Source organism: Bacillus sp. AFS041924 (assembly GCF_002577195.1).
GTDB lineage: Bacteria > Bacillota > Bacilli > Bacillales > Bacillaceae_G > Gottfriedia.
In genome coordinates this window covers 31,055-47,147 of sequence record NZ_NULG01000002.1, presented here as the reverse complement: position 1 = coordinate 47,147, position 16,093 = coordinate 31,055, and the positions used below count along the sequence as shown (strand labels likewise).

At 33.0% G+C, this 16,093-nt stretch carries 14 protein-coding genes; 5 read left to right on the top strand and 9 right to left on the bottom strand.

Annotated features, from left to right (window positions below):
- The first annotated feature begins 40 nt into the window (after nt 1–40).
- Complete coding sequence (locus tag COC46_RS00480; protein ID WP_098807822.1) at nt 41–166, top strand: YfhE family protein; 126 nt, start codon at nt 41–43, stop codon at nt 164–166.
- 116 nt (nt 167–282) lie between these two features.
- Here the strand turns inward: COC46_RS00480 and COC46_RS00475 are convergent, their stop codons facing one another.
- From COC46_RS00475 to pflB, 3 genes are all read right to left on the bottom strand, one after another.
- Nucleotides 283–465 carry a hypothetical protein gene (locus tag COC46_RS00475; protein ID WP_098807821.1) on the bottom strand — a complete coding sequence of 61 codons (183 nt, stop codon included), beginning with the start codon at nt 463–465 and terminating at the stop codon, nt 283–285.
- Between the two features lie 250 nt (nt 466–715).
- Nucleotides 716–1,462 carry a pyruvate formate-lyase-activating protein gene (pflA, locus tag COC46_RS00470; RefSeq protein ID WP_098807849.1) on the bottom strand — a complete coding sequence of 249 codons (747 nt, stop codon included), beginning with the start codon at nt 1,460–1,462 and terminating at the stop codon, nt 716–718.
- A gap of 113 nt (nt 1,463–1,575) precedes the next feature.
- Complete coding sequence (pflB, locus tag COC46_RS00465) at nt 1,576–3,801, bottom strand: formate C-acetyltransferase (RefSeq protein ID WP_098807820.1); 2,226 nt, start codon at nt 3,799–3,801, stop codon at nt 1,576–1,578.
- Nucleotides 3,802–4,133: 332 nt separating this feature from the next.
- Here pflB and COC46_RS00460 point away from each other — a divergent pair, with 332 nt between their 5' ends.
- The 4 genes from COC46_RS00460 to COC46_RS00445 all read left to right on the top strand — a co-directional run bounded on the left by COC46_RS00460 (nt 4,134) and on the right by COC46_RS00445 (nt 10,399).
- Nucleotides 4,134–5,060 (top strand): ATP-binding protein, encoded by a 927-nt coding sequence (locus tag COC46_RS00460; protein WP_369700002.1) that lies wholly within the window; start codon nt 4,134–4,136, stop codon nt 5,058–5,060.
- Nucleotides 5,061–5,078: 18 nt separating this feature from the next.
- Complete coding sequence (locus COC46_RS00455; RefSeq protein ID WP_098807818.1) at nt 5,079–6,956, top strand: vWA domain-containing protein; 1,878 nt, start codon at nt 5,079–5,081, stop codon at nt 6,954–6,956.
- Between the two features lie 240 nt (nt 6,957–7,196).
- Nucleotides 7,197–9,119 (top strand): LTA synthase family protein, encoded by a 1,923-nt coding sequence (locus COC46_RS00450; RefSeq protein ID WP_098807817.1) that lies wholly within the window; start codon nt 7,197–7,199, stop codon nt 9,117–9,119.
- Nucleotides 9,120–9,247: 128 nt separating this feature from the next.
- Nucleotides 9,248–10,399, top strand: a complete 1,152-nt coding sequence (locus COC46_RS00445) for an AI-2E family transporter (protein WP_098807816.1) — start codon at nt 9,248–9,250, stop codon at nt 10,397–10,399.
- Nucleotides 10,400–10,472: 73 nt separating this feature from the next.
- Here COC46_RS00445 and COC46_RS00440 read toward each other — a convergent pair whose 3' ends face one another.
- The 6 genes from COC46_RS00440 to COC46_RS00415 form a co-directional block, all read right to left on the bottom strand.
- Nucleotides 10,473–10,946, bottom strand: a complete 474-nt coding sequence (locus COC46_RS00440) for a methylated-DNA--[protein]-cysteine S-methyltransferase (protein WP_098807815.1) — start codon at nt 10,944–10,946, stop codon at nt 10,473–10,475.
- A 31-nt stretch (nt 10,947–10,977) separates the two neighbouring features.
- On the bottom strand, nt 10,978–11,451 hold the full coding sequence (locus tag COC46_RS00435) for a GNAT family N-acetyltransferase (RefSeq protein ID WP_098807814.1): 474 nt from the start codon (nt 11,449–11,451) through the stop codon (nt 10,978–10,980).
- A gap of 12 nt (nt 11,452–11,463) precedes the next feature.
- Nucleotides 11,464–11,946, bottom strand: a complete 483-nt coding sequence (locus tag COC46_RS00430; RefSeq protein ID WP_255294772.1) for a DinB family protein — start codon at nt 11,944–11,946, stop codon at nt 11,464–11,466.
- Between the two features lie 118 nt (nt 11,947–12,064).
- Nucleotides 12,065–12,814 carry a sulfite exporter TauE/SafE family protein gene (locus COC46_RS00425; protein ID WP_098807812.1) on the bottom strand — a complete coding sequence of 250 codons (750 nt, stop codon included), beginning with the start codon at nt 12,812–12,814 and terminating at the stop codon, nt 12,065–12,067.
- Between the two features lie 656 nt (nt 12,815–13,470).
- A complete protein-coding gene (gene glsA / locus COC46_RS00420; RefSeq protein ID WP_255294770.1) occupies nt 13,471–14,427 on the bottom strand; it encodes a glutaminase A in 957 nt (318 codons plus the stop codon).
- 99 nt (nt 14,428–14,526) lie between these two features.
- Nucleotides 14,527–16,005 carry a DEAD/DEAH box helicase gene (locus COC46_RS00415; RefSeq protein WP_098807811.1) on the bottom strand — a complete coding sequence of 493 codons (1,479 nt, stop codon included), beginning with the start codon at nt 16,003–16,005 and terminating at the stop codon, nt 14,527–14,529.
- Between the last annotated feature and the right edge of the window lie 88 nt (nt 16,006–16,093).

The following is a 16,093-nucleotide window of genomic DNA, read 5'->3' as shown; positions in this document are numbered from 1 at the left end:
AGACTTACTAAGGATTTTATAACTTAGCGAGGTGTTTTTTGTGGATAAACGAAAAGATAAAACGAGACGTAATTTAAGTTCTACTCAAGAAGTATTATATGCAAAAGAATTTAAACGAGCAGATCGTGCAGCAGGTTATACTAAATTTAACGGCGTAGGCAAATAATTTTATTTAAAAAGGCTTTCTTATGAAGCCTTTTTTATTTTATTAATATAATTTTTTCCGATTGTTTTTAATGGCTAAATGTACCAAATTTTAACTACATTAAAATTTACTATACCTTATTTAATTTCACTTGATTCCATAATATAAACAGAAGACGGTCTAACATAATATTCCTTACTAAGTTTTTCTTTTATTCGATGCATTTCGTCTTCGATTTTTTCTCCTCGAACAAAGGATCCCCCTTCGATTCCATTCTTATCGTCTAGTGTAACATACCAGAAAAACCGAAACTCCTTCATAATCATTCACCCTTTAAATATGAAACTATAAATAACTATTTTTCATTATATTCACGTAACTCAAATTTATTTTAGGCAAACGTCTAAATAATCACAAAAAGATAGAAAACTTGGCGAACTTTAGGCGAAAACACTCTTCATTGTGCCTCTTTTGTCGTTGCAAATTTATACTTAAGTGAAAAATAAATTTACCTGTAAATGTTAGATGCCTACTAACATTTACAGGTCAGTTCAATTTGATTGGTTTTATTTAACAAGGTTGCAATTCATTCCTTTGAGTTAATAACTGATAAGCATAGTTAACACTTTCTTCTGATGGTGGTTGAATATCTTTTAATGGATATTTTAATCCTAGAGCTTCCCATTTATAAACACCTAGTTGATGATACGGTAAGATTTCAACTTTCTCTACATTACTCAATGTATCAATAAATCCGCCTAGGTTTATTAGATCTTCTTTTGAATCAGTGATCCCAGGAACTAATACATGTCGAATCCAAACTGAAATATTTTTGCTTTCCAAGTATTTAGCAAAACTTTTAATCTGTACATTTGATTTACCAGTAAGCTTAATATGTTTTTTTTCATCAAAATGCTTTAAATCTAATAAAACTAAATCGGTGTATTCTAAAACCTGATCTAGTTTTGATAGAAAATTAGGATCAGTACAAAAACATCCACCAGATGTGTCAATCGTTGTATGAATCCCATTTTTCTTACAGGATTTAAACATTTCTAATAAAAAATCTAACTGTAATAATGGTTCACCACCACTAACTGTAACCCCACCTCCTGATGCTCTCATAAAAGGGATATACGTCTTAATATCTTTTATTAATTGATCCACTGACATTTCTTTTCCAGCACCAATTTTCCAAGTATCGGCGTTATGACAAAATTGGCATCTTAATAAACATCCTTGTGTAAATACTACATATCTTAGACCTGGTCCATCGACAGTTCCACACGTTTCAATTGAATGGATATTTCCTGAAATCATTGCCTTTCACCTCTTAAATTATTGTCTGGCTCAAAAAACAAAAAATTGATCGTAGAGGAAAAATGAAAGCCCAGTGGAGATGACCTCTCCACCAGGCATTGTTACATTTTTCACATAGAACCGTGGAAAGTTCTATTTATTACATCAATTTGTTGTTCCCTAGTTAGTTTGATGAAGTTAACTGCATATCCAGAGACTCTAATCGTTAATTGTGGATATTCTTCAGGATGTTCCATCGCATCCATTAATGTTTCTCTATTGAATACATTTACGTTTAAGTGATGTCCACCTTTTTCTGTATATCCATCTAACATTGCTACTAAGTTTAATATTTGAGTACTTTCATCTTTACCTAAAGCTTTTGGAACAATTGAGAACGTATTAGAAATACCATCTTGTGCATCTTCGTAAGGTAATTTTGCTACAGAACTTAATGAAGCTAGAGCTCCGTTTGTATCTCGTCCGTGTAATGGATTAGCACCAGGAGCAAAAGGTTCACCAGCTTTTCGTCCGTCAGGTGTGTTACCCGTCTTTTTACCATATACAACATTAGACGTAATCGTTAGCACTGATGTTGTATGGATTGAATGACGGTAAGTTTTATGCTTTCTTACTTTTGCCATAAAGCTTTCAACTAGTTCAATAGCAAGATGATCTACACGATCATCATTGTTTCCGTATTTTGGAAAATCCCCTTCAATTTCGAAATCAACGACGATTCCATTCTCATCACGAATTGTTTTTACTTTTGCATGTTTAATAGCAGATAATGAATCAGCACATACTGACAATCCTGCAATACCAGTTGCCATCGTTCGTTTAATATTTGCATCATGTAAGGCCATTTCTATTCGTTCATAGCTATATTTATCATGCATATAGTGGATACAATTTAATGTATTCACATATAAGCCTGCCAACCAATCTAATAAAACATCGAACTTAACTTTTACTTCTTCATAGTCAAGATACTCAGATGTAATCGGAGCATACATAGGTGCTACTTGTGCTTTTGACTTTTCATCTTTACCACCGTTGATTGCATATAATAAGGCCTTAGCAAGATTTGCTCTTGCACCGAAGAATTGCATTTGTTTACCGATTGTCATAGCAGAAACGCAGCATGCAATACCATAGTCATCACCATATTCCGGGCGCATGATATCATCATTTTCATACTGAATTGAGCTAGTTTTAATTGACATTTTAGCGCAATATTGCTTAAATCCAACCGGTAATTTTGCTGACCAAAGGACAGTTAAGTTAGGTTCTGGAGCCGGCCCTAAATTATCTAATGTATTTAGAAAGCGGAATGAGTTTTTCGTTACAAGTGGACGTCCATCGATTCCCACTCCACCAATTGATTCAGTTACCCAAGTTGGATCACCAGAAAATAATTCATTATAATCAGGTGTACGAGCGAACATAACTAATCGTAGCTTCATTACAAAATGATCGACTAATTCTTGTGCAGCTTGTTCAGTTAAAGTATTTTCCTCAATGTCACGTTCAATATAAATATCTAAAAATGTTGAAACTCGGCCTAAGCTCATTGCCGCTCCATTTTGTTCTTTAATGGCAGCTAAATAACCAAAATATAACCATTGGAAAGCTTCTTTTGCATTAGTAGCAGGGCCCGCAATATCAAATCCATGTTTGGCAGCCATTTGTTTTAATTCATTTAATGCACGAATTTGTTCATTTAGTTCTTCACGATCACGAATTACTTCTTCTGACATCACACTCGTTGTTTTATTTAACGTATCGATTTTATCTTCAATCAATCGATCTACACCATATAATGCTACTCTTCGATAGTCTCCTATAATTCTTCCACGACCATATGCATCAGGAAGTCCTGTAATAACTCCAGAACGTCTAGCTGCTTTCATTTCTGATGTATAAGCATCAAATACACCTTGATTATGTGTTTTTCGATATTCTGAAAATATTTTACTAATTTCTTCATCAACTTTATATCCATAAGATTCGCATGATGCTTCAGCCATTCGAATCCCACCGAAAGGTTGTAATGATCTTTTAAAAGGCTTATCCGTTTGGAATCCAACAATTTGTTCGAGCTCTTTCTCTAAGTAACCTGGTTCGTGTGAAGTGATTGTAGATACTATTTTCGTATCCATATCTAATACTCCGCCTTTTTGGCGCTCTTCTTTAGATAATTTAAGTACTATATCCCAAAGCTTATTCGTTGCATCTGTAGGGCCCTCAAGAAATGAATCATCCCCAACATAAGATTTAACATTTTTTTGAATAAAGTCTCTTACATCAATCGATTTTTCCCATCGTCCAGTTTCAAATTGTCTCCATTGTTCCATCGTATTACTCCTCCTCTTCTGTATATAATACAGAAAGTTAATTAAGTATATAACAGATTACACATCTAATTTATCATATGATGAACTGAAACTTTTACTTACATTATGAACATATTGTGAACTATTGAACAAAGTAGTCTTAAACTTAACATTATAAACACTTAATTCTTTCCACTAAATTACAGTTGCTTCATATATATAGTAATTCATACTGAAAACTTCCCTGTTCAACAACAAACTGTTATACTCAAATGATAGTAACTGTATTAGCAAATTTAACTAAAGATATAGACAAGATATCACAATCCGAATATGAGATAATACTATGGTTAATGAATATTCGAAGCTTAATTAAAGGAGTAAATATGAATACACAACTAAATCTTTCTAATTCGATTAAAGAAAAATTAGATTTAATATATAACGAACAAATTCAAAAAGTACTAAATGATGATCAATTATTAATAGGAACAAAACAATACGTTTCACAAGACAAAACGATTTTAGAGGATGCGATTACTGCCCTTCTTCTAGGTAAAAATATATTATTAAAAGGACCAACAGGAAGCGGTAAAACGGTTTTAGCAGAAACTCTTTCAAAACTCCTTCATCAACCAATGCATAGCATTAACTGTTCAGTTGATTTAGATTTGGAAGGAATTGTTGGTTATAACACAATCGCATCTAATGCGAACGGATCTGAAGTAACGTTTATCGATGGACCTTTAATGAAAGCGATGAAGAAAGGTCATATTTTATATATTGATGAAATTAATATGGCTAAGCCAGAAACGTTACCATTATTACATGGTGCACTTGATTATCGAAAAATGATTACAAATCCATTTACTCAAGAAGTAGTAAAAGGTGATCAAAACTTTAGAGTAATTGCAGCAATTAATGAAGGATATGTTGGAACTAGTGAATTAAATGAAGCTTTAAAAAATCGCTTCATTATAATAGATGTTCCATATATTAACGGTGAATCTTTATTTCAATTATTAAAGGATGAATCTGAGCTAAAAGATGAAGAGTTACTAAAGAAATTCACAAGTTTTTCAAGTGATTTAATTCCATTAGCTAGTGAAGGAAGAATTAGTGAAGATGCAGCTAGTATTCGTGGTGTTCTTGATGCATGTGATTTATCTGTTCATATACCAGTACTTCGTGCGATTGAACGTACAATAATCGCGAAATTAAGTGATGATATTGAACGTGAAACTGTTAGAGAACTAGCTGAAAGTTATTTTCTTTCTTGAAATGAGTGATGATTAATAATGAAACAAATCGTTTTTAACAATAAAAAAATCGATGCTTCCACTTTTCTTCAAATGGAAAATTTATCGATTTCTCTTTCGAAAGATCGAAATTCTTTTTTAGAATTTGATTTTCAAGCATATTACGACGATGAAGAACAAAAATTTACCGTTAGTCATTTTTGGGATACGCAGGAATATAGTACACAGTTACAAGGTTTGAAATCAGACGTATACTTAAAAGCTTTAGGGAATAAACATTATTCAGATTTTAATGAGTTTAAAGATACAGTAAAGGAATTGCAAGAAACTCATTTAAAAAGCTTTTTTACGCAACTATATGTCTTACTTGAAGATATCCGACTTGAAGAACTGATTATTCGCCATAGACCAGGTACAAGACAAATATTTTCTACGAGAAAAAATATATATAGGCATTATTTTCAATCACAATTTAAAGCTAATGAAATACGTAATTTTCAATTGGATCAATTATTTTGTTTAATTTATCTTTCATTAACTTCAACTCAGTTAACTTATCAAACGAATGAACAGCTAGAAGATATTTTGCCAATTCTTTTTCAAACGTTTGAAGCTAAGAAAACAAGTGATATTTCTTCTATTATATTTAGAGTGCAACAAAGACTACTCTCATTATATAAAGAAGACATGATTCACACATATTTTGGTTTTCTTCCGTTAAATAAAATTAACGAATTAACTTCTTGTAACAGCAAGGTAAAAGAGCTTAAAAATGACGATCAACAAGATGATCTTGATGAAAGAAATAGTGAAGATGAAAGATTATCAACATGGCATAGAGAAAGTAAAAATAATGAAACAGATGATAATTTCTTACGTTTTGAAGTTGAAAGTGGCACAAAAACTTCTATTAAAGCAAATTTTGCACGAGAAGAAGAAGCCGGTGATCAGGCAATTGGCAATGCATTTGGTTCCTCTCAACAAGGAGAAAATAAAAAGTCAAAACAAACTGATTCATATGAGGCTGCCAATTCTTCCTCTTCACAGCAAAATCCATATGGCAAATACAATAGTAATGTTACCATTATCTATAAAGAGGCTATAGGGCAAACAGTAACAGAAAAGAAACAGTACTCCACACTATCTTCAATGGTATCTAAGGATGTTAAAGAACTAAGAAAGACGATTGAAAAATCATTAGAAAATAAACAAAATTCGCCTTCAGATAAATACTATGGCCGACTAAATAAAAAATGGATACGACTTTTTACAGAAGAAAATCCTAAAATGTTTTATAAAAAACAAACCGAATCGAAAGAATTAGATGCTGTTTTTTACTTATTAGTTGATTGCTCGGGATCAATGTTTAATAAAATGGATGAAGTGAAAAAGAGCGTAATTCTATTCCATGAAACATTAAAACAATTAAAAATCTCTCATAGTATTAGTGGCTTTTGGGAGGATGCTTCAAATGCAACTAAAGAAAATAAGCCAAATATATTACATCAAGTCATACCGTATTCAAGTTCCTTATCTCCTTCGGTAGGTCCAAATATTATGCAGCTTCATGAAGAAGAAGATAATCGTGACGGATTAATGATTCGCTTAGTTTCTGAAGCACTTGCTAAACGATCGGAAAAGCATAAATTTTTACTCGTATTTACAGACGGTGAGCCCTCTGCATTAGATTATTTCCAGGACGGTATTATCGATACGCATGAAGCGGTTAAACAAGCTAGAAAACTTGGTATTGAAGTAATTGGTACTTTCATTGAGGAAGGCGATCCTCAAGAAGAAACTTCACAATTAATGAAAAATATTTATCAGCACCATTACTTAATCGCTTCAAATGCAGAAGATTTAAGACTTCAATTAAAGCCAATGTTAAAAAAATTATTATTAAGAAGCATAGAATAGGATAGTTGTCCATAAAATGAAAAGAAATAGGCAAAGCAATCAAATGCAGAACCTATTTCTTTTTTATTTTATAAGTAGTTAGAAGATTTTGTCGAACAGATTTACATAACGAAATCGTGTTTCCTATTGATTTTTAAAATTAAACGGAGTACGATAAATTTTGACGACTTAGAGAGATGCATATTTAAAAAAAAGCTAGTGAATGACTGCTAGTTTGTTTTGTTTAAGGGGGATTAGACTATGCCTACTTCATTTAAAGCAACATTAACACGTGTTCGATTCGTATTACTCGTTGCGTTAGTAGTTTGGCTAAAAACGTATATTGTTACTCTTTTAGGATTCGATTTAAAAATTGATACAGTCTTTCAAAATGTAATATTATTTATTAGCCCATTGGCATCCTCTTTATTTCTTGTGGGGGTCGCGCTTTTTTTCAAAGGGAACAAACGGAATACAATAGCTCTATTAATTAATTTCATCTTAACGCTGATATTATGTGGAAACGTTTTATTTTACGGATTCTTTAATGACTTCGTAACTTTACCAGTACTTTTCCAAACTAGTAATATGGGTGATTTAGGATCAAGCGTAAAAGAGCTAGCAAGCTTGAAAATTATTTTTATGTTCATGGATATCGTTATCCTATATTTCATCTCAAAGAAATTTCCAAAATTTTCGCACACTGGTCGAATCCCTTCATTTATGAAGTCAACTTACTATTTAATCACGATTGCTATTGCAGTTTTAAACTTAGGCTTAGCTGAAATGGAAAGACCTGAATTGCTTACTCGTTCATTCGACCGAGAAATGCTTGTAAAAAATCTTGGATTATATGTTTATCAAGGTTATGATTTATCACTTCAAACAAAGACTTCAACACAAAAGGCCTTTGCTGATAGTAGTAAATTAACCGAAATCGAAAACTACGTAAATAGCAACGGCGTAAAAGCAAATGCAAAGCTTTTCGGTAAATATAAAGGAAAAAATGTGATTGTTATTTCATTAGAATCAATGCAAACCTTCACAATTGGAGCAAATATTAACGGTAAAGAAATAACGCCATTTTTAAATAAATACATTAAAGAAAGCTATTATTTTGACCACTTCTACCATCAAACTGGTCAAGGTAAAACATCTGATGCCGAGTTCATTATTGATAACTCATTATATCCATTAGATCGTGGTGCTGTATATTTTACACATGCTAATAATGAATATATGGCTACACCTGAAATTTTAAAAGATAAAGGATATTATTCAGCTGTTTTCCATGCAAACAATAAAAGCTTCTGGAATCGTAATGTGATGTACCCTACGCTAGGCTACGATCGCTACTTTAATGAAGTTGATTATACTATTACCGATGAAAACTCGGTAAACTGGGGATTAAAGGATGAAGATTTTTTCCAGCAATCACTTCCATTACTATCTCAAGTGAAACAACCGTTTTATACTAGATTTTTAACTCTATCAAACCACTATCCTTTCGTACTTGATCCCGGGGATCAATTTATTGATCAATATAATTCTGATGACGAAACATTAGATCGTTATGTAACGACAGTACGATATATGGATGAATCAATTAAACACTTTATTGAAGGTCTGAAACAATCAGGTCTTTATGATAATACGATTATTGTTATGTATGGTGATCACTATGGTATTTCTGAAAACCACAACCGCGCAATGGCTCAGTTCTTAGGTAAAGACGAAATTACTCCATACGACCATATGGACTTACAACGTACACCATTAATTATTCATTTACCTAAGCAACAAAAAGGTCAAACAATTTCAAAGGCTGCTGGTCAAATTGATGTAAAACCTACGATTCTTCATTTACTAGGTGTAGATACAAAATCAGATATCGAATTTGGAAAAGATTTATTCAGTCCAAATTATACGGAATTTATTGTTTTCCGTGACGGAAGCTTCGTAACAAGTAAATATTATTATGTAGCTGGCTCAAATACATTCTATAATCGATTAACGGCTGAAAAAGTAGAAGTTAACGAGCAAGAAGCAAAATCATTAATTGATAAAGCTAAAAAAGAATTAACACTATCAGATAATATTGTATATGGTGATTTATTCCGTTTCTACAGCAACAATAAGTACAAAACAGGAACAATGCAAACAATAACTGAACCAAACCAGTAAAAAATTATTGGACTTTGACTACTGACCTAGAGATGCTTTTACAAGCATCTCTTTTTGTTATAATATGGTATTTATACATAGAGAAATAAAATTCATATTATAAAAAATATTGTAAGGGAGGATATTAATTGTATAAAAATTCTAAGTTATTATTTTGGACGATCGAATTACTATTATTATTTTTAGTTTTATTCGTTGGAACTAAAATTTCATTCTTATTTCAACCAATTGCTATTTTAATAAGTACTTTATTTGCACCAATCCTTGTCTCAGTCTTTTTATATTTCTTATTTGCACCAATCGTTGATTTTTTAGAACGTAAGAAGGTGCCCCGCTCAATTGGCATTTTGCTTCTTTATCTCGGATTAATCCTTATTGCCGTTGTAGCTATCATTAATATATTCCCAACCTTAACCGAGCAATTTAAAGATTTGGTAAATAATATGCCAACAATTGTAAATGAAGCAACAGATAAAATTGGCCTATTAGAAAAATGGTTAGGAAGTCAAAATTACGTTGAAATTAAAGATTTAGAAAAGAAAGTTGCTGACTATGCCCTAGTATTTATCGGTGGAATTACAGGTGGTATTGGAGCGTTTTTTAATATTTTAAGCAATGTAACTTTAATCATAGTAACCGTTCCATTTATCTTGTTTTATATGTTCAAGGACGGTCATAAATTTCCAACTGCAATGTCTCGTTTTTTACCGCAAAGCTTGAGGAAAGAAGCAATTCATATTGCTAATGAAACAGGTGAAACATTGGCCTCTTACATTCAAGGCCAAACGATAGTTTGTATTTTTGTTGGAATAGGAACATTCATCGGTTATAGTATTATCGGATTACCTAATGCTCTAATTCTAGCGTTAGTTGCTGCTGTAACAAATATTATACCTTACTTTGGCCCGTTTATCGGTGGAGCTCCTGCAGTCATCGTTGCTGCTTTAATTTCTCCAAAAATAGCTTTATTCGTTGTACTAATAATTGTAATTGTTCAACAAATTGATTCAAACTTAATCTCTCCTTATATCATGGGGAAAAAGTTAAATATCCATCCTTTAACGATTATTCTATTATTATTATTCGCAGGTAACTTTGCAGGTGTACTTGGTATGGTTTTAGCTGTCCCAACCTATGCAATTTGTAAAGTCGTGATTGTTAATATAACTAGAATCATCAATTTAAGGAAAAAAGCCAAATTTGCAGATAAAATTATCGAAGACGAAATTGAAACGAATATCGAAATAAAGATTAACAGCGACAAAGATCCTAAAGAATAAAAAGAGCAGGAATACTGAAGTTGGAGCGAAACTCACTCTTCCCTTCTGTTATTCCTGCTCTTTCAAGTTTAAACTATACTTCCCTACCCTGTTCTCTTTTCAACATCCATTCTTTCCTCCACAAGCCACCGGCATAACCAGTTAACTTACCATTTGAACCAATAATTCGATGGCATGGAACGATAATACTCAATGGATTTCTTGCGTTTGCATTTGCAACTGCTCTGACAGCCTTTGGGTTCCCAATTCTATTAGCAATCTCTGCATATGAAGCCGTTTCTCCATATTTAACTTTAACTAGTTCCTTCCATACACTTTCTTGGAAATGTGTTCCCTTTGCAATTGATCGAATACTAAATTCTTTTCTAGTTCCATTAAAATATTCAACTAATTCTTTCGCTGCATCTTTTAAAGAAGAAGGTACTATTTCATGGATTTCATCGTTCTCTTCTTTCACAAAATCAATAAATGCTACTCCTTTTTCATTCCCCACTATCCTCAATGTACCTAGAGGAGTGTCTATATAAGCTGTTTCTAATTGATTCATCAATCGGTCTCCTATGCATTAAGTTAGATTATTACTCTATATTTGAAATATACTCCATCGCCTCAATACATTGATTATAACCATTTTTTTTATAAAAATTAACTCCTTGCTCACTCGGCCAAACAATAACAAAAGCAAATTTCATTTCGTCGACCCATTTATTTATTCGTAATATTAATTTGCTTCCGATGCCGATCCCTCGATATTCCTTTACCGTATATACATTTGTCATAAAGGCAAATGGCTTAGTCACCCTACCTGGTCGAGGTACTTTTTGAACAAGTTTAATATAAATATGCGAAACAATTGTACCTTCTACTTCAGCTATCCATATATACCACTGTTCACTTTTAATTGCACTTAATAAGAAATCACGACATTCATCGTAAAAACTAGTATAATCACAATCCTTCATTCTTCCCGACCGGTCGTCTTCTAAAGTAAAATCCCATCTCATCTTTATTAATTGATCAATATCATTTATTTTTGCTAACCTCAAATTCATTTTGATTGTCCCTCAATCCTTTGTGCCTAAAACATCAGTATTTGGCGGAATATACCCCATCTGGCGAGCCATAGCAACAATTTGTCCTTTGTGATGATATTCATGAGTTATCGCATGTATTAACAATTTCATTGGGGTTATAGCTATTTCATCACTACTATCTCTCCATGGGATTTTTTTAACAATTGGTCGATTTAAATCATCGGCCGTCATGTCCAATAATTCATTCACGAATAAATCAGCCTGTTCAAATCTTAATTTAATATCATCTAGACTGAAATTTATAATGTTTTCCTTTGGCGTAATTGGATTTTTCGTTTTCAATAATATAAAAGATCCAATCCATGCAATATAGCATTCAGCAATATGCAATAATGCTTCCCTTACACTTTGAAAACCGAACCCATCTAATTTACGGTTAAAATCCTCTTTTTTTAATTCACTACAGAAATTTAATAACGATTCACGATTTTCTTTAACCCACTTATATTCCATCAGATTCACAACATTCACCCCTTAAAAGATAGATATTTATGCTATTCTACTAAGTGGTAAAAATTCCCTCTAACTAAAATAATAAAAAGGTCTGTGAATACACACAGACCTTCACTATTTATACGAATAATTTCAAACTTACTTGAACAATTAATAAAACTGAAACTGAAATCAAAAGAATTCTGGCAAGCTTCATTGGCACAAATTCTGCAAATCTTAACCCTACTTGATTTCCAACGATTGAAGCAGCAGCCATAGTTAATGCAATTTTCCACTGAAAGTGACCCGTTACATAAAATATAATAAAAGCAGATAAACAGCTCCCAAAATTTAATACCCTAGCTAATTGAACTGCATTAACATAAGTAAAACCTTTTTTAATAAAATACAAGATTGCAAATGTTGAAGAACCCGGACCAAATCCACCATCATAAACGCCAATACCTGTTAAGATCCCTCTATCTAGTAATGTTTGCTTTTCAACACCGCTTTTATTCGTAGTTTCATAGCTCCACTTTTTACTTGCAAATGTTAACCATAATGAGCCAGTTAATAAAACTAATGCGACAATATTCATTACATGTTCATCTAACATACTTGTGACAAATGCTCCAATTCCTCCACCTAGTATTGAAACTAGAATAAATTGTAAAATGATAGATGCCTTAAAATCCTTCTTTTTAATTGTATAAAGTATGCTACTAAATGAACCTAAACCTGAAGCAAACTTATTTGTGGCAATCCCTGTTTGAATAGGAATACCAAGAAAAATCATAATTGGCAGTGTAATTAATCCCCCGCCACCTGCTAATGTTCCAACTACCGCTGCACCAATTCCTAAAATAAAAAGTAATAATAGTGAGTCCATTTTCCTATCTCCCTTTTTTGCTTCTATCTTTACTATACACAAACTATTCGAAAAAAGGGAAACTTAACAGCTTGATCTTTATGAAAGAATTTAAAAAATTATAGGTATATAGGTAAAGTATAATAGAAATTCAGTCCTTTGAATACACATTGGAGTGTTGTTTACCTTAATTACAATGAGAGAAGTGTGGGCTAAAATTAAAGTCTGTACTGCAATTAAGTCTTTTTAATTCTCAAATTAGGGATTCATTTGCGCAATTAAAGGATGTTTGGTCGCAAATAAACAGTGAACTGCAAATAAAATACGAAAATCGCAATTAAAAATTTCAAATCCGCAATTAAATTTCCAAGAATCGCAAATAAGATTTAATATTACCCATACAGGTTAGGGTATGAAACCTTACTATTTGTACCAAAATAGATTCCTCAAATGGCAACAATCAAACTTGCTCTAAATTTTTATCTAAACGGTTAAAAATGAATCGAAATCTGCTAAATTTCTATAGAAAGCCCCACCAAAATCAACTTAAAATGAAAAACTCTGCCGATATACCCCCACTTTAGCTACAATATAGTGGAACAGTTCAAACGAAATCAGCAAATTAAAAAAGGGGTGCCTATAGATCAGTTCCCTGACTTTTAGGACACCCCAAAACTTTAAAAAATACTTAAATTATATCGTGAAGCAAGTAATTCCAATAATTTTATACCGGCTATACTGTTTCCCTTATCATCAAGCGATGGGCCATAGACACCAATTCCAAATCGGCGTGGTACCGCACCCATAACACCGCCAGAAACACCACTTTTGGCAGGAATTCCAACTTTGATTGCAAATTCACCTGATGCATTATACATCCCGCAAGTAACCATAAATGTATTACAAATCTTCGCTACTTTCTCTGGAATTAGCTGCGATTTAGAAATCGGATCCCATCCATCAAGTGCGAAGATTAGTCCTATTCTCGCCATCTCAACACAATTCACTTCGATTGAGCATTGTCTTGTATATAAATCTAATAACAACTCGACATCCTCAGTAATAATTCCATGCTCCTTCATAAAGTAGCAAAGTGATCTGTTCAAATGAGCTGTTTCAAATTCTGATTTAGCAACTTCTTTCGAGTATGAAAGTTCTTTATTATCCGTTAAAATCTTCATAAAATTTAATAGTCGATGAAAACGGTCATTTATACTATGACCTTTTATCATACTTGTGACCGCTAAAGCTCCTGCATTAATCATTGGATTTAGCGGCTTTCCAGCAGACCTAACTTCTAATTTTGCAATTGAATTAAACGGATCACCCGTAGGCTCCATCCCTACTCGTTCAAATACAAAATCCTCTCCTCGATCCATTAAAACTAAAGCTAGTGCAATCACCTTGGATATACTTTGCAATGTAAAACGAGTACTTGTGTTACCAGCTTCAAAATGTCGTCCATCAGGCAAAAACACAGCTAACGATAAATCCTTTTTGTTTGCCTTCGCAAGGGCAGGAATATAGTTTGCTACTTTTCCATACTGAATAAATTCCTTTGCCTCTTCAATCAGGACTTTCAATTCCTCCATATGGCTAACTTCTTTTTCCTCACGAAATCCGTTTTGCGTCATAAAATCACCTTTATTTCAGTTTTAAGGTTTAAAAGAAGAGAAGGCCTTCTTAATTTTATCTCCCTCTCCTACCAGATCTTCCTTCGTTTCGTGCTCTTCCTACACTTCTTGATTTCCCATCATTTCTGGACCTTTCAGTTCTTTCAGCACTTCCCGTTCTTCCTGATCTTTCCGCTCTGCCTGTATTTCCTGATCTTCCCGCTCTGCTTGCACTTCCTGTTCTTTCCGCTCTGCTTGCACTTCCTGATCTTTCCATTCTGCCTGCATTTCCTGAGCTTCCTGCTCTGCTTGCACTTCCTGATCTTTCCGCTCTGCTTGCATTTCCTGTTCTTTCCGCTCTGCCTGTATTTCCTGTTCTTCCCGCTCTGCTTGCATCTCCTGATCTTTCCGCTCTGCNNATCTTTCCGCTCTGCCTGCACTTCTTGATCTTACTGCTCTACCAGAACTTCCTTCGTATTCTGTTCTTTCAACTCTTTCCATTTCTATTCTCTTAATTGAAAGATTAAGTTCTTTTTCAATCATTTTCATATCCTGAAAGTCTTTTGGTGTAACAAATGTTATCGCGGTACCAGTATCTCCTGCACGACCAGTTCTTCCAATGCGGTGTACATAGCTTTCTGTATCTAACGGGATATCATAGTTGAATACATGAGTTACTCCATCAACATCAATTCCTCTAGCTGCTACATCTGTTGCTACAAGATATTGTATTTTAGCTTCACGAAACAATTTCATAACTTTTTCGCGTTTTCCTTGGGTTAAATCTCCGTGAAGTTCTTCTGATAATAGTCCTTTTCCTTTTAACTGTTCATTTAACTTGTTAGCTCTTCTTTTTGTTCTACAGAAAATGATCGCTAGAAATGGTTCTGTTTCTTTTATTTGACTCAATAATGCATTATATTTTCCACGATCTGTTGTTTCAATGATTAATTGTTCAATTTCATCTAGTGTAATTCTCTTCGCTTTTACTTTAATAACTTCTGGTTTTTTCATGTAACGTTTTGCAAGAGATTGGATTTGATCTGGCATCGTAGCAGAAAATAATAATGTTTGTCTCGATGCCGGCGTTTGATTGATAATATCTTCAACTTCATGTAAAAAACCAATATGTAACATTTGATCTGCTTCATCAAGTACTAGGAAATCAACTTTATCTAATTTTATTGTTCCTCTTCTTAAATGGTCTAAAAGTCTACCAGGTGTTGCAATGATTAAATGTGCACCACTTTTTAATTTTCTTGCTTGCTGTTCGACGTCTTGTCCACCATACACAGCAAGTACTCCGAAATCTTCACTAACAATCCTTTTAGCCTCAGCTGTTATTTGAAGAGCTAACTCTCTTGTTGGAGCAACTACTAATGCTTGAGTATGTGGTAGTTCTAAATTAATTCTTTCAAGAATTGGAAATAGGAATGCAAATGTTTTACCAGTCCCTGTTTGTGCTTGGCCTATTAAATCCTTGCCTTCAAATACAATCGGAATTGCTTTTTCTTGAATTGGAGTCGGCTCAAGTATACCTAATTCAGTTAAATACTCCGTTAATTCTTCACTTAAACCTAAACTAGAAAATTTATTCATTAAATTTACCTTACTTTCTATTTTCTATCATTAATACTAACGATTGTTTCATATATTTGTTCAAAAATGACTTATCCATTGTATCACA

Bases quoted from the DNA above. Each gene is read 5' to 3' on its own strand.
- COC46_RS00475 (WP_098807821.1), bottom strand. From the start codon at position 465: ATGAAGGAGTTTCGGTTTTTCTGGTATGTTACACTAGACGATAAGAAT.
- pflB (WP_098807820.1), bottom strand. From the start codon at position 3,801: ATGGAACAATGGAGACAATTTGAAACTGGACGATGGGAAAAATCGATT.
- COC46_RS00460 (WP_369700002.1), top strand. From the start codon at position 4,134: ATGAATATTCGAAGCTTAATTAAAGGAGTAAATATGAATACACAACTA.
- COC46_RS00455 (WP_098807818.1), top strand. From the start codon at position 5,079: ATGAAACAAATCGTTTTTAACAATAAAAAAATCGATGCTTCCACTTTT.
- COC46_RS00450 (WP_098807817.1), top strand. From the start codon at position 7,197: ATGCCTACTTCATTTAAAGCAACATTAACACGTGTTCGATTCGTATTA.
- COC46_RS00440 (WP_098807815.1), bottom strand. From the start codon at position 10,946: ATGAATCAATTAGAAACAGCTTATATAGACACTCCTCTAGGTACATTG.
- COC46_RS00435 (WP_098807814.1), bottom strand. From the start codon at position 11,451: ATGAATTTGAGGTTAGCAAAAATAAATGATATTGATCAATTAATAAAG.
- COC46_RS00430 (WP_255294772.1), bottom strand. From the start codon at position 11,946: ATGGAATATAAGTGGGTTAAAGAAAATCGTGAATCGTTATTAAATTTC.
- COC46_RS00425 (WP_098807812.1), bottom strand. From the start codon at position 12,814: ATGGACTCACTATTATTACTTTTTATTTTAGGAATTGGTGCAGCGGTA.
- glsA (WP_255294770.1), bottom strand. From the start codon at position 14,427: ATGACGCAAAACGGATTTCGTGAGGAAAAAGAAGTTAGCCATATGGAG.